The organism is Cupriavidus gilardii, assembly GCF_008801915.1.
GTDB lineage: Bacteria > Pseudomonadota > Gammaproteobacteria > Burkholderiales > Burkholderiaceae > Cupriavidus > Cupriavidus gilardii.
Genome location: NZ_VZOV01000008.1, coordinates 106,297 through 124,560, shown reverse-complemented (window position 1 = coordinate 124,560; position 18,264 = coordinate 106,297). Strand labels below are relative to the sequence as shown.

Sequence of the window (18,264 nt, the reverse complement as noted above, 5' to 3'; positions counted from 1 at the left end):
CGCCCGGCCGCCGGGGCGGATTGCCGCTGCGATGGCCGGGCATCCTCGCTACAATGCACCCTCACCCGTAATACCCAAGCGAGTCCACCATGGCATTCAAAGTGTTCGTCGACGGCCAGGAAGGCACCACCGGCCTTCGGCTGCTCGATTATCTGTCCGGCCGTTCCGATGTCGAACTGCTGCGCATCGCGGAAGACAAGCGCAAGGATCCGGCCGAGCGAGCACGCTTCCTGAACGCCGCCGACGTGGCCTTCCTGTGCCTGCCGGACGTGGCCTCGCGCGAGGCGGTATCGCTGGTGACCAATCCGGACACCTGCGTGATCGACGCCAGCACGGCGTTCCGCACCGCCGACAACTGGGCCTACGGCCTGCCCGAACTGGTGCGCGGCCAGCGCGAGAAGATCCGCGCCAGCAAGCGCATCGCCGTGCCGGGCTGCCACGCCAGCGCCTTCGTGCTGGCCGTGCGTCCGCTGGTCGATGCCGGCGTGATGCAGCCCGACTACCCGGTCACCGCGTTCTCGCTGACCGGCTACAGCGGCGGCGGCAAGAAGATGATTGCGGACTTCGAGGCGGGCGGCAATCCGAAGCTCGACAGCCCGCGCGCCTACGCGCTGGGGCTCGAGCACAAGCACCTGCCGGAAATGCGCGTGCAGACCGGCCTGGCGCAGGCGCCGATCTTCAGCCCGATCGTCGGCAAGTTCTACAAGGGCCTGGCCGTCACGGTGCCGGTGTTCCCGGACCGGCTGGCGCGCAAGGTCACGCCGGAGCAAGTCGCCGAGATCTACCGCAAGCACTACGAGGGCGAGCAATTCGTGCGCGTGATGCCCGCCGCCAGCGACGAGCATCTGGACAACGGCTTCTTCGACGTGCAGGCCAACAACGACACCAACCGCGTCGACCTGTTCGTGTTCGGCTCGGCCGACCGCATCGTGCTGATCGCGCGGCTGGACAACCTCGGCAAGGGCGCGGCCGGCGCCGCGGTGCAATGCATGAACGTGCATATCGGCGCGGACGAGGCCACCGGGCTGACGGCCTGACGCCTTCCTGCCTGACCGAAGAAAACGGCCCCTGATTCAGGGGCCGTTTTCTTTTGTTGGCAAGCTTGTCGTCCCCGCGAATGCGGGAACCCTGTGACTTCACGGGACGCTGAGTTCCCGCCTGAACGGGAACGACAGCCTGCTACCGCTTCAACGGCTGCTGCTTGTCCTCGTCGCCGCGGTCCACCGGCGCGTTGGCCAGGCCGCCCATATTGGTCCGGTAGGCCGGCAGCCGCTCGACCGTGGTGCCGATCGCCCGCGCGTACAGCGGCAGCACCTCGGGCATATGCCGCTGCAGCTCGGCGATGCGCGACTGGCCCGACGGGTGCGTGGACAGGAAGTCCATGCTGGCGCCGGCCGCCGACGATTGCGACACCTTGCCCATCTTCTGCCACAGCGTCACCGCGGCGCGCGGATCGTAGCCCGCGCGGGCCGCGATATCCATGCCGACCAGATCGGCTTCGGTCTCGTCCGAGCGCGAGAACTTCAGCGTCAGCAGATGCGCGCCGGTACCCAGCGCCAGATTGCCCAGATTGCCGAAGCCGAACAGTTGCGAAATGACGTTGGCGCCCAGGTTGGTGATCTCGGCCTTGGCGGCGCGCTCGCGCGCATGCTCCTGCAGCGCGTGGGCGATCTCGTGGCCGATCACCATCGCCAGCTCGTCGTCGGTCGGCTTGATCTGGTCCAGAAAGCCGGTATAGACCGCGATCTTGCCGCCGGGCATGCAGAACGCATTGACCTGCTTGGCCTTGATCAGATTGACCTCCCACTTCCAGCCGCGGGCGCGGTCGTTCCAGCGCCCGGCCTGCGGCAGGATCCGCTCGGAGATCGTGCGCAGGCGCGCCAGCCGCGGATCGTTGGACGGCGCCAGCGCGCCCTTGGCGCGCGCCTCCTGCTTGATCTGCTCGTATTCCTGCGCGGCCTGCTGCTCGATCGCCTCGGCCGGCACCAGCTGGCTGACCGCGCCGCCGCCGCGCTGCACATTGACGCCATCGGACTGCGCCAGCACCGCTGGCGCGCCGAGCAATGCAACGGCGCCGAGCACCGCCAGCGTCAGCCGGCGCAGCGGCGCGGCGACCGCAAGCGAACGCGATGGGGGAACGGCAACGGAAAGAGCGGACATGGCCAGGCGCAAGGGAAGGGGCATCGTTTTCAACGAGAATGCGACAGACATCACGAAGGCTGATGCAATAATACACGGCGCCCGATCGCCACCCAGGGCCCTGCAGGCACTTGCACCGCCTGTTCCGCCCGGCCCCTGCTCCCGCCTTCATGACCTTCCAAGACTATCTCGATATTTTCCGCAATCGCCGCATCGGCGCGATGCTGACGCTGGGCTTTGCCTCGGGGCTGCCGCTGGCGCTGACCTCGGGCACGCTGCAGGCCTGGATGACGGTCGAGGGGCTGGACATCAAGACCATCGGCTTTTTCTCGCTGGTCGGCCAGGCCTACATCTTCAAGTTCCTGTGGGCGCCGCTGATGGACCGCTACACGCCGCCGTTGCTGGACCGGCGGCGCGGCTGGCTGCTGCTGACGCAGGTCGGCCTGGTGCTCGGCATCGCCGGCATGGCGTTCTGCCCGCCGCGCGAGGCGCTGTGGCTGCTGGCGGGGCTGGCCACGCTGGTGGCCTTCCTGTCGGCCTCGCAGGACATCGTGTTCGACGCCTACAGCACCGACGTGCTGCGGCCCGCCGAGCGCGGCGCCGGCGCGGCGGTCAAGGTGCTCGGCTACCGGCTGGCGATGCTGGTGTCCGGCGGCCTGGCGCTGTGGCTGGCGGACCGGGTGCTGGGCTGGCAGCAGATGTACCTGCTGATGGCCGCGCTGATGGCGGTCGGCCTGCTGACGCTGCCGTGGGCGCCGCGCGCCGAATCGCCGCCGCGCGCGCCGCGCTCGCTGGAAGAGGCGGTGGTCGGCCCGCTGCGCGATTTCTTCGGACGTACCGGTGCCTGGTGGTTGCTGGGCCTGATCGTGCTGTACAAGCTCGGCGACGCCTTCGCCGGCAGCCTGTCGACCACCTTCCTGATCCGCGGGGTCGGCTTTTCCGCCGGCGAGGTCGGGCTCGTCAACAAGACGCTGGGTCTGGCCGCGACCATCATCGGCGCGCTGTTCGGCGGCACGCTGATGGTCAGGCTCGGCCTGTACCGCTCGCTGATGCTGTTCGGCGTGCTGCAGGCCGTGTCGAACTTCGGCTACTGGCTGCTGGCGGTGACGCCCGCCCATCTGTGGTCGATGGGCGCGACCATCGCGGTCGAGAACCTGTGCGGGGGCATGGGCACCGCGGCCTTCGTCGCGCTGCTGATGGCGCTGTGCAACCGCTCGTTCTCGGCGACGCAGTACGCGCTGCTGTCGGCGCTGGCCTCGGTCGGACGCGTCTATGTCGGCCCCACGTCGGGCTATCTGGTCGAGTCGTTCGGCTGGGCGCCCTTCTATCTCGGCACGGTGCTGGTCGCGCTGCCGGGGCTGTTCCTGCTGCGCGCGATGCGCAGCACGGTCGAGCGCTATGAAAGCCAGACGCGCACGCCGCGGGACGAGGCTAGCGGGGTTCCCTCTCTCCCGCTAGCGGGAGAGGGTCGGGCAGAGGGCAAGGGGGTTCGCGAGGGCTGATGCGGTAGTGTGTTAGCGACCGCCGCTGCCCTCTCCCCACCTCTCTCCCGCGAGCGGGAGAGCGGAACCGGATGCGAGCGACCGCGGCAGAGCAGCCGAGCGGAAGCGGTTTCCCTGTGCGGACTACCGGTTGGCTCCCTGTCCCGCTTGCGGGAGAGCGCTGGGCACAGGGTCGGGAGTGGGCCAGCCGCCTCGCCTACTGCTTGTAGTAAACGATCTGATGCGAGCTCGCCAGCAGCTCGCCGTCCGGGCTCCACAGCTGCGCGCTCTGGTCGAAGAAGCCCTGCCGGAACACCTGCGCCCGCGCGCTGCCCAGCGCGTGGCGATCGCCCAGCGCCGCCAGCGTGGCGGCATCCGCGTGGAAGTAAGTCGTCAGCGAGACCGTGCCCGCCGGCACGAAGCCGGCGCGCTTCAGGAAGATGCGCGGATAGAAGCTGTCGCACCAGGCCGCGATCGACGCATAGTCGGGCGTGCGCACCGGATGGTCGCGCAGCCAGAACTGGGTCAGGCTGTCCGGATGCTCGGTGCCCGGTTCGGCCGCAGGCTTGGCGCCGCGCACCGGCCGCATCTCGTAGGACTTGAGCCAGCGCACCGGCGCGAACCCGGTCGGCAGCGGCGCGATCGCGTCGGCCGGCGGCACGTCGGGAAAGACGGCCTCGCCGCAGCCCCAGGTATCGCGCCGCACCGCGAACACCGCGCTGGCGGTGGTCGCCACCTCGCCGTTCTGTACCAGTTCCAGCGACCAGTGCTGCGTCGAGCGGTTGGTGCGCGAGGGCCGCGCCTCGATCGTGAACGGGCCCTCGGCGATCGGTCCGGCGAAATTGACGGTCAGCGCAATCGGATCGCCGAGCCGCTGCGGATGCTGCAACACCGCCTGCAGCAGCGTCGCCGCCGTGATGCCGCCGTACGGCCCGATCATGTTCCAGTACGACTCGGTGGTGCGGCCGGCAAAACGGTGTTCGCCGGCTTGGGTCAACGCAATCGCGTCGTCGAAGGGATGCAGCTCGGATGTCGCGGACATGGGGCCTCGCCGAAAAAGCGAACGGTCGTTCGTAATTTCCGTACGGTAGTCGCCCGAGTGGCCGCACGTCAAGTGCCGGCCACTCCGTTCAAGGTCATCCTCCGACTGAACCGATCGGACCGAACCGATCGGGCCGAACCGATCAGGCAGAGCAGACCCGATAGACCGCCAGGCTGCCCCGCCAGTTGACGCCCCAGTTCACCGTGATGCCTTCGTGCATCACGACGCGATCGAGAATGCGCAGCCCGACCTTGGGCGCCAGCGCCTCGAAGTCGCTGATGGTCAGCACGCGCACGTTCGGCGTGTCGTACCACTGGTAGGGCAGCGACTCGGACACCGGCATGCGGCCGCGGAACACCGACAGCCGGTGCGGCCAGTAGCCGAAGTTCGGGAACGACACGATGCACTCGCGGCCGACGCGCAGCGTGTCGCGCAGGACCTGCGCGGTGTTGTGAATGGTCTGCAGCGTCTGCGACAGGATCACGGTGTCGAAGCTCTTGTCCTCGAACAGCGCGAGCCCGCCCTCCAGATTCTGCTGGATGACATGGACGCCCTTCTGCGCGCACGCCAGCACGCCCTCGTCGCGGATCTCGATGCCGTAGGCCTGCACGTCGAGCTCGTCCTGCAGCACGCGCAGCAGGCTGCCGTCGCCGCAGCCCAGGTCGAGCACGGTCGCATTCGGTTCGATCCAGCGTGCGATCGCGCGGAAATCCGGCCGCCTTGCCAGCACGCCGTTGGCCGCTTCGGTGATGGACCTGGCATTCATGCGCCGATCTCCCGGGCGATGCGTTCGTAGTAGGCGCGCATCAGGTTGTGGTAACGCGGATCGTCGAGCAGGAAGGCGTCGTGGCCATGCGGGGCATCGATCTCGGCATAGCTGACCGGCCGCTTGTTGTCGAGCAGCGCCTTGACCAGCTCGCGGCTGCGGCTCGGCGCAAAGCGCCAGTCGGTAGTGAAGCTGGCAACGAGGAAGCTGGCCCTGGTATGGGCGACCGCGCGGGTCAGGTCGCCGCCGAAGGACAGGGCCGGATCGAAGTAATCGAGCGCGCGCGTGATCAGCAGATAGGTATTGGCGTCGAAATACTCGGCGAACTTGTCGCCCTGGTAGCGCAGATAGCTCTCGACCTGGAACTCGACATCGAACGAGAAGCGGATGTCCTCGGCCTTGAGCTCGCGTCCGAATTTCGCCGCCATGTCCTCGTCGGACAGGTAGGTGATATGGCCGATCATCCGGGCCACGCGCAGCCCGCGCTTGGGCTTGACGCCATGCGCGTAGTAGTTGCCGCCATGGAAGTCCGGGTCGGACAGGATCGCGCTGCGCGCGACCTCGTTGAAGGCGATGTTCTGCGCCGACAGCTTCGGCGTCGACGCGACCACGATGCAATGGCGCAGCCGCTCCGGATACATCAGGCTCCAGGCCAGCGCCTGCATGCCGCCAAGGCTGCCGCCCATCACCGCGGCGAACTGCTCGATGCCGAAGGCGTCGGCCACGCGCGCCTGCGCATTGACCCAGTCCTCGACCGTGACCACCGGAAAGGCCGCGCCGAAGGGCTGGCCGGTGGCGGGGTTCAGGCTCATCGGCCCGGTCGAGCCGAAGCAGGAGCCGAGGTTGTTGATGCCGATCACGAAGAAGCGGTCGGTATCGAGCGGCTTGCCCGGGCCGACCATGTTGTCCCACCAGCCGACGTCGCGCGGATCGTGCGCGTAGACGCCGGCCACATGATGCGAGGCATTCAGTGCGTGGCACACCAGCACGGCATTGGTCCGCGTGGCATTGAGCGTGCCATAGGTTTCGACCATCAGGTCGTAGCCGGCCAGCGAAGAACCGTTGCGCAGCGGCAGCGGCTCGGCGAAATGCATGCGCTGCGGCGTCACGATGCCGACCGAGTCGGGCGGCAGGGGCAGGTGCAGCGCGGCGGCGGAAGCGGCGTCCGGAGCGGGGCCGGCAGCGGCCGGCTCCACCGGGTCCGCGTGCGCGGATGGCGAGGCAACGTCAGTCATGTAGGCGGGCCCGCGCGAGGCGGGCATCAAAAAACCCGACCGGTCTTGCGTCTGGAATCACGCAGCCAAGTCGGGTTGTTTCGCACCGGATGTTCCTGTCCGCCGCGCGGTGGCGTTGTCCCGCATATCCGTTCCGTCGGATCGAATCGCGAATCGCGAATCGGAGAGAGGGGGCGCCGACCAACCTCTTTAGCCGCATTTATAGTGGCGGGGAAATTTCCTCGCCGCGCGCCCGCAAGCCAGTCATCAAATCGGCGCGACCGGCAGATTATAGAGCAAAGCGATAGACATCAGCTGAAGTCGGCAGAAGAGGCGCGCGCAGAGGGATATCGACGGCCGCAGTCCGGCTACGGGGATCAGCCCAGCAGCACGCGCAGCTGCGCATCGATCTGCCCGGCCGGCAGCTTGCGAAAGCCGCTCTTGGCATAGCGATGCCAGTGCCCCTGCACGGTGGCGACGATCAGCGCGGCACGCGCCGATACGTCGGCGTCGGCTGGAAACGCGCCCTGCGTCGCGGCGACCTTCAGGCATTGGCGGATCGACGCCTCGATCCGGTCCACCAGCTGATTGATCCGTTCCTGCAGCCGCTCATGCTCCCCGACCAGCGCCTCGCCGGTCAGCACGCGGGTCATGCCCGGATTCTTCTCGGCGAACGACAGCAGCATCCGCACGATCGCCTGCACCTGGCGCAGCCCGTGCTCCTCCTGCGCGGTGATCTGGTTGATCAGGCCGAACACCGTCTGCTCGATAAAGGCGATCAGCCCCTCGAACATCTGCGCCTTGCTGGCGAAGTGCCGATACAGCGCGGCCTCGGAGACGCCGAGCCGGGCCGCCAGCGCGGCGGTCGTGATGCGTTCGGAACGCGGGTGCTCGAGCATGCCGGCCAGCGTCTGCAGGATCTGCACGCGCCGCTCGCCGGGGCGCGGGCGCTTGCGCGCGACCACGGCCTCGCCGGCGCCGCCGCTCTCGCCCTGCCGACTGCGCTCGTCCGCGTTCGCGGCCGGCGCGGCTGCCTCGTTGCTCTGCGTCATGACCCGTTTCTCCGCATTCGTCGATGGAGTTGATGCACCGATTGTACTTTTATGTCCACATAACCCGGCCGGTGCACCATGCGGGCCCGAGCGCGGGCTGTGTTGCGGGCTGCCTGCCGCGCCTCGGGCGAGAGCCGCGGCGCCGGGGCCTGGTTTTCGGCGGCGACCAGCGTCACCGCCTCCTCCCGGGCCGCACGGTCCGCGTCGCGGTCGTGCGCATGGCGTTGCGCCTCGGCGCGCAACGCCGCCTGCTGCGCGGCATCGCGGGCGGCGCCCGCCGGCACGTCGTGCGGCCGGCTCGGCGTCATCGAACGCAGATAGCCGGTGATCCACGCGGTGCGTATCCCCAGGCCAGCATAGCGCTTCAGGTGCGAGACCGTGTCCTCGACCAGCACCGCACGGCCCGGCGCGATCCGCAGCCGGGACAGCAGACGGCGCAGCATGCGCCGATCCGGCTTGGGCCGCAGATCGCCATGGACCCACATCTGCTCGATGGCGATCACGCGCTCGAAACAGTGCTCGATGCCGGCCACGCGCAGCACCGCGCGCGCATAGTCCTGCGGCGCGTTGGTCAGCAGCACCTTGCGGCCGGGCAGGCGGCGCAGCTGGGCCGCGAGGCCGCGGCGCACGCGCACCATCCGCGCGATATCGGGGAATTCGTGCGCGGCGCGCAGGAAGTCGGCCGGGTCGACGCCGTGATGGCGGATCATGCCGAGCAGCGTCGCCCCATAGCGCTTCCAGTAGTCGACGCGCACGCGGCTGGCCGTGGCCTCGTCGCAGGCGAGCACGCGGGCGACGTAGGCGGTCATCGCGGCATTGATCGCCGGGAAGATCGCGTGCGAGGCGTCGTGCAGCGTGTTGTCGAGATCGAACAGCCAGACCGTGTCGCCGGCGTTGTTGCCGGCCGGGCGATGCCGCAGGCGAAGGGGGGAGCGGCGGGAGGCGTGGGAAGGCACGAGGGAAAGGCGCCGCGCCGCCGCGGCGGCGGGCGCCTGGTTGCGGTACGTCAGTGCGAGCGGATCATGGTGCCGAACGCCTGCTCGGTCAGGATTTCCAGCAGCAGCGAATGTTCGATGCGGCCATCGATGATGTGCACCGAGTTGACGCCGCTCTTGGCGGCGTCCAGCGCCGACGAGATCTTCGGCAGCATGCCGCCCGAGATGGTGCCGTCGGCGAACAGCTCCTCGATCTCGCGCGCCGACAGGTCGGTCAGCAGGTTGCCCTTCTTGTCCATCACGCCCGGGATGTTGGTCATCATCACCAGCTTCTCGGCCTTCAGGATCTCGGCCATCTTGCCGGCCACCACGTCGGCGTTGATGTTGTAGGCCTGGCCATCGTCGGAGAAGCCGATCGGCGAGATCACCGGGATGAAGGCGTCGTCCTGCAGCGCCTTGACCACGGCCGGGTTGATCGCCTCGATGTCGCCGACATAGCCGATATCGATGAACGCGCCCGGATTCTCGCGGTCCGGCATCTTCAGCCGCTTGGCGCGGATCAGGCCGCCGTCCTTGCCGGTCAGGCCGACCGCCTGGCCGCCGTACTGGTTGATCAGCATCACGATGTCCTGCTGGACCTCGCCGCCGAGCACCCACTCGACCACTTCCATGGTCTCCTCGTCGGTGACGCGCATGCCCTGGATAAAGGTGCCGACCTTGCCGACCTTCTTCAGCGCCTCGTCGATCTGCGGACCGCCGCCGTGCACCACCACCGGGTTCATGCCGACCAGCTTCAGCAGGATCACGTCGCGCGCGAAGCCATGCTTGAGCTTCTCTTCGGTCATCGCGTTGCCGCCGTACTTGACCACGATGGTCTTGCCATGGAACTTGCGGATATAGGGCAGCGCCTCGGCAAGGATCTCGGCCTTGAGGGCGGGGGCGATGGCGGCCACTGCGGTTGCGGTGGGCCCGGAGGTATCGGAGGTCATGGCAATCCGTGAAAATCGACAGGTATCATGGCAACGCGGCGCATCCGGCGCCCCGCGGCAGGCGCCCGAATTTTACAAGAAACGGGGTGCCACGCTAGCGACAGGGCCGACCGGACCCTGCGCGGGGCGCCAACGGTGCGTCCGAGGGCCCATCGGCCGTTCCTTTCATGCAACAACTACGCCAACGGAAGCCACCGCGATGTCAGCAGAAGGCGCAGCGAAAAGTCCCGGCGCGAACACCGGCCCCGCTGCCGTGCTGACCGGCCAGTTGCGGCCGATCGAGCGGTGCTCGGCCTGCGGCGCGCGCTTCGTCTGCGGCCATGCCGCGGGCCTGCCGCATTGCTGGTGCGCGACGATGCCGCTGCTGCCGGCCCGGCTGATCGTGCCGGGGCAGCACTGCCTGTGTCCGGACTGCCTGCGCGCGCGGCAGGCTCAAGCGGGACAGTGAGCGCTGACAGTAAGCCGGTCAGCGGCCCGGCTTTCCCGACGATCCTGCTGTCTCAATCGAGCGCCGCGCCCACGCGCGCCGGTCCGCTCCACTGCATCGCCACCACGCCCAGCACGATCAGCAGCGCGCCCCCGAGCCGCGGCGGGGTCAGTTCCCGCACCGCGAAGCCCGCAATGCCGGCATGGTCCATCCATAGCGACGCCAGCATCTGGCCGGCCACCACGGCCGCGATGAAGCCGCTGGCACCGAGCCGCGGCGCGAGCATCAGCGCGGCGGTGAGATAGAACACGCCGACCGCGCCGCCGATCCACATCCACGCGGGCCCGCCCGCCCAGCCGGCGCCCGGCGGACCGACGCGAAGCGCCAGCATCAGCGCCACCACGACGGCCAGGCTGACCAGCAGCGACACCAGCGTCGCCCACAACGGATGGCCAAGCGCGCGGCCCAGCGCGGCATTGGCGCCCGCCTGCAGCGGAATCATGGCGCCGGCCAGTGCGGCGATCAGCACCGGCACCGCGGCCGCAACAACCGGGACGGCGGGATGGGACGAAGACAACATGCGCAACCTCCTCGGCTCGTTCGAAAACGGGATTGGGCCAGTCTGCCCCTACGCCGGATGGATTTCCAATTCTGGTTTCTAACGTTTAATATTCGCCGCATGAATAATCTGCGCAACGTCGACCTGAACCTGCTGGTCGTGCTCGAGGCCCTGCTGGCCGAGCGTCATATTTCCCGCGCCGCCTTGCGGCTGCATCTGAGCCAGCCGGCGGTCAGCCACGCGCTGGCCCGGCTGCGCCAGCTGCTGGACGACCCCTTGCTGGTGCGCGGCCAGGGCGGGCTGGTGCTGACCGCGCGGGCGCACGAACTGTCCGGTCCGCTGGCCGAGGCGCTCGCACAGGTGCGCATCCTGCTCGGTCCGTCTGGCTTCCAGCCGGCCACGGCCCGGCGCACCTTCCGTCTGGCGATGTCGGACTACGGCGCGATGGTGGTGCTGCCCAATCTGCTGCGCGCCGTCCGCAAGGCCGCGCCCGGCATCGAGCTGGTGGTGACGCAGGGCAGCCGCGAAGCGATGTCGGCGCAGGTCGCCGATGGCGAGATCGATCTGGCGCTGGGCGTGTTCGTCTATCAGCCCGAGGGCGTCAGGATGGCGGCGCTGTTCGAGGAGGAGTACGGCTGCGCGGTCGATGCGGCGACGGTGCGCGACCACGGGCGGCTGGACCAGGTTGCCTACCTGGCGCGCTCGCACGTGCTGGTGGCCGCCCACAGCGCAAAGGTCGATCCGATCGATGCCGCGATCGCCAAGCACGGCGGGCGCCGCAAGATCGCCTGCGTGGTCCCGCACTGGAGCGTCGCGCCGGCGCTGATCGCCGGCACCAACCTGGTCCTGACCACGGCGCGCCGCAGCCTGGCGGCGCTGGAGGACGACCCGCGCTTCGCGGTGTTCGAGCCGCCGTTCGCGTTTCCGGGCTTCACCTTCAGCGCGATCTGGCACGAGCGCAACGATGCCGATCCGGGCCATGCGTGGCTGCGCGAGCGGCTGCTGGCGGTCGGCGCGGGCCAGGGGCTGGACGAGGCGATCAGCCTGCGCGGTTGATACCCGGCGGTTCGACCGCGGCTCGGCCCGCTTCGCGCCGGTGCGATCCGCTGGCGTTGCGGCGAAGCGTGACGTCAGTGCTTGTGATTGGCCGCGGCGCCGCCGCCGTGAGCCGGCGCGGTCAGCCCGCGCACTTCGGCGTCGACGCGCTGTTCGATCAGCTTGCCGCCCTGCTCGAACTTCAGCGTCACCGGCACCTTGTCGCCGACGTTCAGCGGCGCCTTCAAGCCCAGCAGCATCACGTGGTAGCCGCCGGGCTTGAGCTCGACGTCCTCCATTTTCGGCAACGGCAGCGCGTCAAGCGCGCGCATCCGCATCACGTTGCCTTCCATCTTCATCTCGTGCACCTCGGCGGTCGTCGCCACGGGCGTCGACACGCCGACCAGGCGCGCGTTCTGGTGCGCGTGCAGCGTCATGAAGACGCCGGTGGCGGTCTGCGCCGGCACGGTGCCGCGCGCCCATGCGTTGCGGATATCGATCTGCGCGAAGGCAGCGGTGGAAATCAGCGCGCAGCATGCAGCGGCGGCGGCGAACAGCTTGGCTTGCATCTCTATCCTTTCTCGGTGCAATTCGTTCAATCGAGGCGGTTTGGCGGAGGCGGGAAGTCCGCGTGAATGGTCGTGCAAACAGTCGTGTGACCGGTCGTGTAAATGGTCGGGTAGATGGTCGGGTAAATGGCCCCGTAACAGCGCGATTAGACCATGAACCGCGGCGGGGTCACGGCGGGCATGAACACGCCATGGAGACCCACGCGATGCAATCCGCCAGTCTGGCAGCGCCCCGCCGCGTGACCAATGCGGCATGGTGTCGCACGAGCCGGCCGGTGGCGGCGCCATTGCTACACTCGCGGCATGACGATGACCGCCCACGCCGCCCCACCCGCAGGCGATTCCCTCCGCGCGCAAGGCCTCGGCGCAGACAGCCTGCTGAGCCTGCGCCGCGTGTACTGGCTGCGCTGGGCCATCCTCGGCGGACAGGGGCTGCTGCTGGTCTGGGCCGAGACGCTGGCCGCGCTGCAACTGCCCTATCGCCCGCTGCTGACGATCTTCGTGCTGCAGGCGCTGTTCAATCTGCTGACCGCCTGGCGGCTGCGCCAGCATGCGCGCGCCGGCTCGGTGCCGGGCGATGCCGAGCTGATGGGACAGCTGCTGGTCGACCTGACCGCGCTGTCGGCGATCCTGTTCTTCACCGGCGGCGCCACCAATCCCTTCGTCTCGTTCTATCTGCCGGGACTGGCGCTGGCGGCCGCCATCGTGCCGTGGCGCCAGGTGGTCGCGCTGGCGCTGTACGCGCTGGCCTGCTATTCGCTGATGCTGTTCGAATACGTGCCCTTGCACCTGCACAACCCCGACAACGCGGTGGTCTACCACCTGGTCGGCATGTGGCTGAACTTCGTGGCCAGCGCCGTGATGATCGCGCTGTTCGTCGCGCGGCTGTCGGGCGTGCTGCGCGAACGCGAGGCGCAACTGGCCGATGCGCGCGAACGGCTGCTGCGCGAGGCGCGGGTCGAGTCGCTGAACGCGCAGGCGGCGACGGTCGCCCACGAGATCGGCACGCCGCTGTCGACGCTCGCCGTGATCGCTGGCGAGCTGCGCGCCGACGCGGCGGACGCGGCCCGCGGCGGTACCGCGATACGCGACTACCTGCCGGACCTGGATACCGTCGAGCAGCAGTTGGGGCTATGCCGCGGCATCCTGGCGCGATTGCGCGAGGCGAACCGCGCCAGCGCGCTGCAGCCGGTCGGACATTGGCTGCCCGCCTTCGCCGACGGCTGGCAGTTGCGCCATCCGCAGGCGCGGGTCGACACCACGATCGCCTCGGACGCCGCCGACGTGCCGATCGAGCCGGCACGGACCGGACAGATGCTGACGATCCTGCTCGACAACGCGGCCCGCAGCCAGCAGGCCGCCGGACGCGGCGACTTGCCGCTGCGGTTGTCGATCGCGCTCGATCGTCGGAGCGGACCGAGCGAACTGGTGCTGCGCGTGATCGACGATGGCACCGGCATGCCGGCGGCGCTGCGCGCGCGGCTGGGCGAAGCGCCCGTGGCGAGCACGCACGGCGGCCAGGGCATCGGCGCCTATCTGGCGCAGAGCGTGGCGCGCCAGATGGGGGGGCGGCTGCTGTGGCAGGACCGTCCCGAAGGCGGCACCGTGGCCGAGCTGCGGCTGCCGGCGATCAGCGACTCATTGGAGCACGCGGCATGAACTTGACGTCGACCGCTTCCCTTTCCTCTGCCGCTGCCGCCGACAACGGCGACGCCGGCGCACCCTTCCTGGTGATCGATGACGATCCGGTGTTCTCGGACACGCTCGCACGCGCGCTGTCGCGGCGCGGCTTTGCGGTCGAGATCGCGCACAACCGCCACCACGCGCTGGCGCTCGCCGAGAAGACCGCGTTCCGCTATGTCACGCTGGACCTGCATCTGGCCGCCGGCCCCGCGGCCGGCGTAACCGCGCCCGCCGACTCCGGGCTGCAGCTGGTGGCGCCACTGCGGGCGATGCTGCCGCGCGCGCGCATCCTGGTGCTGACCGGCTACGCCAGCATCGCCACCGCGGTGGCGGCGGTCAAACAGGGCGCCGACGAATATCTGGCCAAGCCGGCCAATGTCGATTCGATCCTCGCCGCGCTGAAATCCGGCATCTCGGAAGTGGTTGCCGAGGCCGCGCTCGAGGATCCGCTGCCGCTGTCGGTGCCGCGGCTGGAGTGGGAGCATATCCAGCGCGTGCTGGCCGAACACGGCGGCAACATCTCGGCAACAGCGCGGGCGCTGAACATGCATCGGCGCACGCTGCAGCGCAAGCTCGCCAAGCGGCCGGTCTCGCGCTAGGCGCGCGAACGTAAAAAGGGCCTGCATTCGCAGGCCCTTGCCGTATCGCATCACGGCCATCGCGGCGCGCCGCTTCACAGGCGCAGCTGCACGTAGTCCCAGCCGAGGTCATCGCCGCCGTTGGCCGCACGATCGGCCATGTCCGTCGTGCCGGCCATGCCGCTGGTACCCACCCGCAGCGCATCGAACGCATGCCGGTTCGAGCGTGCGCCGTACTCGGCGGACTCGCTGACGAACACCGCGTGCGAGACCTTGACCTTGCCGTCGCCCGTGGCCGCATCGATGCGCGTGGCTTCGCCGCGGTCGGGCACGGCGCACAGGAACGCCGTCGCCCCCGCCAGTCCGGCCAGCACGCCTGCCGACATCAAACCGATATGCTTCATTCTGGACCTCCTGCTTACGGCCATACTGCAGCCCAACGAGGCGCAAGCTTCTCATCGTCGCGGCGGCCGTGCCAGCCTGCTTACCAACGCTTACCTGGCTTACCTGCCGTCAACGGATGTCACCGGGCAGCCATCACCACCGGGTGTCGCGCTCCCACTCCCGCATTTCCTCCTCGGCGCGCTCCTTGGTGTAGCCATAGCGCTCCTGGATCTTGCCGGCCAGCTGATCGCGCTTGCCGTTGATCTGCGTGAGATCGTCATCGGTGAGCTGGCCCCACTTCTCCTTGACCTTGCCCTTGGCCTGCTCCCATTTCCCTTCGATCTGGTCCCAGTTCATGATCTGCTCCTCAATGTGGATGGATACGTTCGCGACTTCGCTCGCCGTGCACAGATGGCACCGGCCGCGTCAGCCGCGGCCGGCCCGTTGCGCATCGATCAGCGGTTGTACTTCGCCTTGACGTCGGCCTCGCAGCGGTCCTTGGCGTCGCCCGACATCGCGTCGCACTTCTCCTTGTCCGCCTTGTAGGCCGCGTCGCTGGTGTCCTTGCGGGCCTCGCGGCGCGCCTCGGCCACATCGGTGCGCGTGCCGCCGCCGGCAGCCGCGCGGGTCGTCTTGGCCTCGCCCAGCGCCTTCTCATGCGCCGTCTTGGCTTCCTTTACGCAAACATCCTTGTCGTTGCCTTTCTTGTCGTCGCAGCGTTCCTTCGCGACTTCGTACTCGCGGTCGGCCTTGACCTTCAGGACCTTGGCGCGGGCCGCTTCGGTGCCATCGCGGCGCGCTTCGGCCTCGGCCTTAGCCACGTCGCGATCGCGCTTGGCCTCGGCCTCGCAGACGTCTTCGGCGTTGTCCTTCATGGCGTCACAACGGGTCTTGGCGTTCTTGTAGTCGGCGTCGGCCCGCGAGACGGCGGCGTCATAGTCGGCACGGGCGCCGGACGGCGCGCTCTGCGCCAGCGCAAAGCCGGCCGGTGCGGCAACCATCATCGAACACACTGCAGCAGACAGCCATTTCTTCATCATGTCGCGCTCCTGTCGTTGTCGAACGGTTCGAGTTTGCAAGGGCGACGTTGGCGTCCGCCTTGCTGTCTCGTCGTATATGAAGGTTATGTGGGGTGCGCTTTTGCAAGCAGACGGGGGCTTCCGAAAGGGGAGTAAGACGATTCCCACATGAGGCGGGCACGTCACGACGAGACGACAGAGGGCGAAAAAAATGCGCCTTCTCATCGCTGAGAAGGCGCACTTCGCTGTGCGGCTTTCGGGGATCGCGCCCTGGCTTACAGCACGTAGCGCGACAGGTCCTCATTGGCCGACAGATCGCCGAGCCGTTCGTCGACATAGGCCGCGTCGATCGTCACGGTCTCGCCGCTCGAGCGGGTGGCGTGGAACGACAGGTCCTCGAGCAGGCGCTCCATCACCGTGTACAGCCGGCGCGCGCCGATGTTCTCGACCTTCTCGTTGACCGAGTGGGCGATCTCCGCCAGCCGGCGGATGCCGTCCGGCGCGAATACCAGGTCGACCTGCTCGGTCGCCAGCAGCGCCTGGTACTGCTTGGTCAGGCTGGCGTCGGTCTGCGTCAGGATGGCCTCGAAGTCGGCCACCGACAGCGACTCGAGTTCGACCCGGATCGGGAAGCGGCCCTGCAGCTCGGGGATCAGGTCGCTCGGCTTGGACAGGTGGAACGCGCCCGAGGCGATGAACAGGATATGGTCGGTCCGCACCATGCCGTACTTGGTGCTGACCGTGGTGCCCTCGACCAGCGGCAGCAGGTCGCGCTGCACGCCCTGGCGCGACACCTCGCCGCCGCCCAGTTCGCTGCGGCTGGCGATCTTGTCGATCTCGTCGAGGAACACGATGCCGTTCTGCTCGACATTGGCCAGCGCCTTCTGCTTCAGGTCGTCGTCATTGACCAGCTTGGCCGCCTCCTCGTCGATCAGCTGCTTGAACGCTTCCTTGACCTTCATCTTGCGGCGCAGCTTCTTGCCCTGGCCCAGGCCGGCAAACATGCTGCGCAGCTGCTCGGTCATGTCTTCCATGCCCGGCGGGCCCATGATGTCCAGGCTCGGCACCGCGGCCGCCAGTTCGAGCTCGACTTCCTTGTCGTCGAGCTGTCCCTCGCGCAGCTTCTTGCGGAAGACCTGGCGGGTGTTGGAATCCTTTTCCTCGGGCTGGGCGAAGCCGATGTCGCGCGGCGGCGGCAGCAGCACGTCGAGCAGGCGGTCCTCGGCCGCATCCTCGGCCTTGGTGCGCACCTTCTTCATCTCGGATTCGCGCGTCTGCTTGATCGCCATTTCGACCAGGTCGCGCACGATGGTGTCGACGTCGCGGCCGACATAGCCGACCTCGGTGAACTTGGTGGCCTCGATCTTGATGAAGGGCGCATCGGCCAGCTTGGCCAGGCGGCGCGCGATCTCGGTCTTGCCGACGCCGGTCGGGCCGATCATCAGGATGTTCTTCGGCGTGATTTCCTGGCGCAGCGGGTCGGCCACCTGCTGGCGACGCCAGCGGTTGCGCAGCGCCACCGCGACGGCCTTCTTGGCCTTGTTCTGGCCAATGATGTGCTTGTCGAGCTCGGAAACGATTTCCGACGGAGTCATGGTGTGGGACATGGGTCTCGGTATCCGGGTATCCGTTCAATGAGGGCCGGTCAGGGCGCCGCCACGGCGCACTGCCGCGCGGTGGTGCGCCCGGCGGGCGTCACGTGCGGGAAAGCGTGATGCGGACGCTCACTCGAGCGTCTCGATGACGAAATTGGTATTGGTGTAGATGCACAGTTCGCCGGCGATGCGCAGCGATTTCTCGACCACGTCCTTGGGCGAGAGCTCGGTGTTCTCCATCAGCGCCTTGGCGGCCGACTGCGCATAGGCGCCGCCCGAGCCGATCGCCGCAATGCCGCCTTCGGGATCGAGCACGTCGCCGTTGCCGGTGATCACCAGCGTGGTGTCGCGGTCGGCGGTGATCAGCATCGCCTCGAGCCGGCGCAGCGCGCGATCGGAACGCCAGTCCTTGGCCAGATCGACCGCGGCGCGCGTCAGGTTGCCCTGGTACTTCTCCAGCTTGGCCTCGAAGCGGTCCAGCAGCGAGAACGCGTCGGCGGTGCTGCCGGCGAAGCCCACCAGCACCTTGCCGTTGTAGATGCGGCGCACCTTGCGTGCGGTGCCCTTCATCACGATATTGCCGAGAGTGACCTGACCGTCACCGCCCAGGGCAACCTGGTTGCCGCGCCGGACGCTGACGATGGTAGTGCCGTGATACTGTTCCATGGTGGCTTCTGAGTTGGGTTCAGGCAGCTACTTGGCGACGGCCTGACGGAATTCAAGGGCGGGCGCCGACAGTGCGGACGAGGCGCATTCGTCGCCGCTCCGCGCGCGTCTCCTCAATATAGATGGCCGCA

Annotated in this window: 20 protein-coding genes; 6 read left to right on the top strand and 14 right to left on the bottom strand. The window is 68.4% G+C overall.

Annotated elements, in window-relative coordinates; genetic code table 11:
• Positions 1-89 precede the first annotated feature (89 nt).
• On the top strand, positions 90-1,037 hold the full coding sequence (argC, locus tag F7Q96_RS12490; protein ID WP_006578518.1) for an N-acetyl-gamma-glutamyl-phosphate reductase: 948 nt from the start codon (positions 90-92) through the stop codon (positions 1,035-1,037).
• A 142-nt stretch (positions 1,038-1,179) separates the two neighbouring features.
• Here the strand turns inward: argC and F7Q96_RS12485 are convergent, their stop codons facing one another.
• Positions 1,180-2,160, bottom strand: a complete 981-nt coding sequence (locus F7Q96_RS12485; protein ID WP_226994809.1) for a M48 family metallopeptidase — start codon at positions 2,158-2,160, stop codon at positions 1,180-1,182.
• A gap of 149 nt (positions 2,161-2,309) precedes the next feature.
• On the opposite strand from F7Q96_RS12485, the gene F7Q96_RS12480 reads away from it, so the two are divergent.
• Entirely contained in the window at positions 2,310-3,641 is a 1,332-nt protein-coding gene (locus F7Q96_RS12480) for a muropeptide transporter (RefSeq protein WP_249041672.1), read from the top strand.
• Between the two features lie 196 nt (positions 3,642-3,837).
• Here F7Q96_RS12480 and F7Q96_RS12475 read toward each other — a convergent pair whose 3' ends face one another.
• The 6 genes from F7Q96_RS12475 to argB all read right to left on the bottom strand — a co-directional run bounded on the left by F7Q96_RS12475 (position 3,838) and on the right by argB (position 9,618).
• Entirely contained in the window at positions 3,838-4,662 is an 825-nt protein-coding gene (locus F7Q96_RS12475; RefSeq protein ID WP_053820910.1) for an acyl-CoA thioesterase, read from the bottom strand.
• 142 nt (positions 4,663-4,804) lie between these two features.
• On the bottom strand, positions 4,805-5,428 hold the full coding sequence (gene metW, locus F7Q96_RS12470) for a methionine biosynthesis protein MetW (protein ID WP_053820909.1): 624 nt from the start codon (positions 5,426-5,428) through the stop codon (positions 4,805-4,807).
• A complete protein-coding gene (gene metX / locus F7Q96_RS12465) occupies positions 5,425-6,663 on the bottom strand; it encodes a homoserine O-succinyltransferase MetX (protein ID WP_082371368.1) in 1,239 nt (412 codons plus the stop codon). The genes metW and metX overlap by 4 nt, the downstream gene beginning before the upstream one ends.
• A gap of 356 nt (positions 6,664-7,019) precedes the next feature.
• Positions 7,020-7,694, bottom strand: a complete 675-nt coding sequence (gene slmA, locus F7Q96_RS12460; protein ID WP_053820908.1) for a nucleoid occlusion factor SlmA — start codon at positions 7,692-7,694, stop codon at positions 7,020-7,022.
• Positions 7,691-8,650 (bottom strand): pyrimidine 5'-nucleotidase, encoded by a 960-nt coding sequence (locus F7Q96_RS12455; RefSeq protein ID WP_151022743.1) that lies wholly within the window; start codon positions 8,648-8,650, stop codon positions 7,691-7,693. The genes slmA and F7Q96_RS12455 overlap by 4 nt, the downstream gene beginning before the upstream one ends.
• A gap of 50 nt (positions 8,651-8,700) precedes the next feature.
• Complete coding sequence (gene argB / locus F7Q96_RS12450; RefSeq protein WP_006579752.1) at positions 8,701-9,618, bottom strand: acetylglutamate kinase; 918 nt, start codon at positions 9,616-9,618, stop codon at positions 8,701-8,703.
• Between the two features lie 199 nt (positions 9,619-9,817).
• On the opposite strand from argB, the gene F7Q96_RS12445 reads away from it, so the two are divergent.
• A complete protein-coding gene (locus F7Q96_RS12445) occupies positions 9,818-10,066 on the top strand; it encodes a cysteine-rich CWC family protein (protein WP_053820906.1) in 249 nt (82 codons plus the stop codon).
• Between the two features lie 52 nt (positions 10,067-10,118).
• Here F7Q96_RS12445 and F7Q96_RS12440 read toward each other — a convergent pair whose 3' ends face one another.
• Entirely contained in the window at positions 10,119-10,625 is a 507-nt protein-coding gene (locus F7Q96_RS12440) for a DMT family transporter (RefSeq protein WP_151022741.1), read from the bottom strand.
• A 99-nt stretch (positions 10,626-10,724) separates the two neighbouring features.
• Between F7Q96_RS12440 and F7Q96_RS12435 the strand changes: the two genes are divergently transcribed.
• Positions 10,725-11,660 (top strand): LysR family transcriptional regulator, encoded by a 936-nt coding sequence (locus tag F7Q96_RS12435; RefSeq protein WP_006576296.1) that lies wholly within the window; start codon positions 10,725-10,727, stop codon positions 11,658-11,660.
• A 74-nt stretch (positions 11,661-11,734) separates the two neighbouring features.
• Here F7Q96_RS12435 and F7Q96_RS12430 read toward each other — a convergent pair whose 3' ends face one another.
• A complete protein-coding gene (locus tag F7Q96_RS12430) occupies positions 11,735-12,208 on the bottom strand; it encodes a copper chaperone PCu(A)C (protein WP_053820905.1) in 474 nt (157 codons plus the stop codon).
• A 303-nt stretch (positions 12,209-12,511) separates the two neighbouring features.
• On the opposite strand from F7Q96_RS12430, the gene F7Q96_RS12425 reads away from it, so the two are divergent.
• Together F7Q96_RS12425 and F7Q96_RS12420 are read left to right on the top strand one after the other, a co-directional pair.
• On the top strand, positions 12,512-13,867 hold the full coding sequence (locus F7Q96_RS12425; RefSeq protein ID WP_082371367.1) for an ATP-binding protein: 1,356 nt from the start codon (positions 12,512-12,514) through the stop codon (positions 13,865-13,867).
• Positions 13,864-14,490, top strand: a complete 627-nt coding sequence (locus F7Q96_RS12420; RefSeq protein ID WP_226994808.1) for a response regulator transcription factor — start codon at positions 13,864-13,866, stop codon at positions 14,488-14,490. The genes F7Q96_RS12425 and F7Q96_RS12420 overlap by 4 nt, the downstream gene beginning before the upstream one ends.
• 74 nt (positions 14,491-14,564) lie before the next feature.
• Here the strand turns inward: F7Q96_RS12420 and F7Q96_RS12415 are convergent, their stop codons facing one another.
• The 5 genes from F7Q96_RS12415 to hslV form a co-directional block, all read right to left on the bottom strand.
• A complete protein-coding gene (locus tag F7Q96_RS12415; RefSeq protein ID WP_053820904.1) occupies positions 14,565-14,873 on the bottom strand; it encodes a hypothetical protein in 309 nt (102 codons plus the stop codon).
• A 133-nt stretch (positions 14,874-15,006) separates the two neighbouring features.
• Complete coding sequence (locus tag F7Q96_RS12410) at positions 15,007-15,210, bottom strand: CsbD family protein (protein WP_023264984.1); 204 nt, start codon at positions 15,208-15,210, stop codon at positions 15,007-15,009.
• Positions 15,211-15,308: 98 nt separating this feature from the next.
• The gene (locus F7Q96_RS12405) at positions 15,309-15,893 is read right to left on the bottom strand and encodes a hypothetical protein (protein ID WP_006576302.1); all 585 of its coding nucleotides are present in this window, start codon (positions 15,891-15,893) and stop codon (positions 15,309-15,311) included.
• Between the two features lie 254 nt (positions 15,894-16,147).
• Positions 16,148-17,479, bottom strand: a complete 1,332-nt coding sequence (gene hslU, locus F7Q96_RS12400; RefSeq protein ID WP_053820903.1) for an ATP-dependent protease ATPase subunit HslU — start codon at positions 17,477-17,479, stop codon at positions 16,148-16,150.
• A 117-nt stretch (positions 17,480-17,596) separates the two neighbouring features.
• Positions 17,597-18,133, bottom strand: coding sequence for an ATP-dependent protease subunit HslV (gene hslV, locus F7Q96_RS12395; RefSeq protein ID WP_053820902.1), 537 nt, complete (start codon positions 18,131-18,133; stop codon positions 17,597-17,599).
• Positions 18,134-18,264 lie beyond the last annotated feature (131 nt).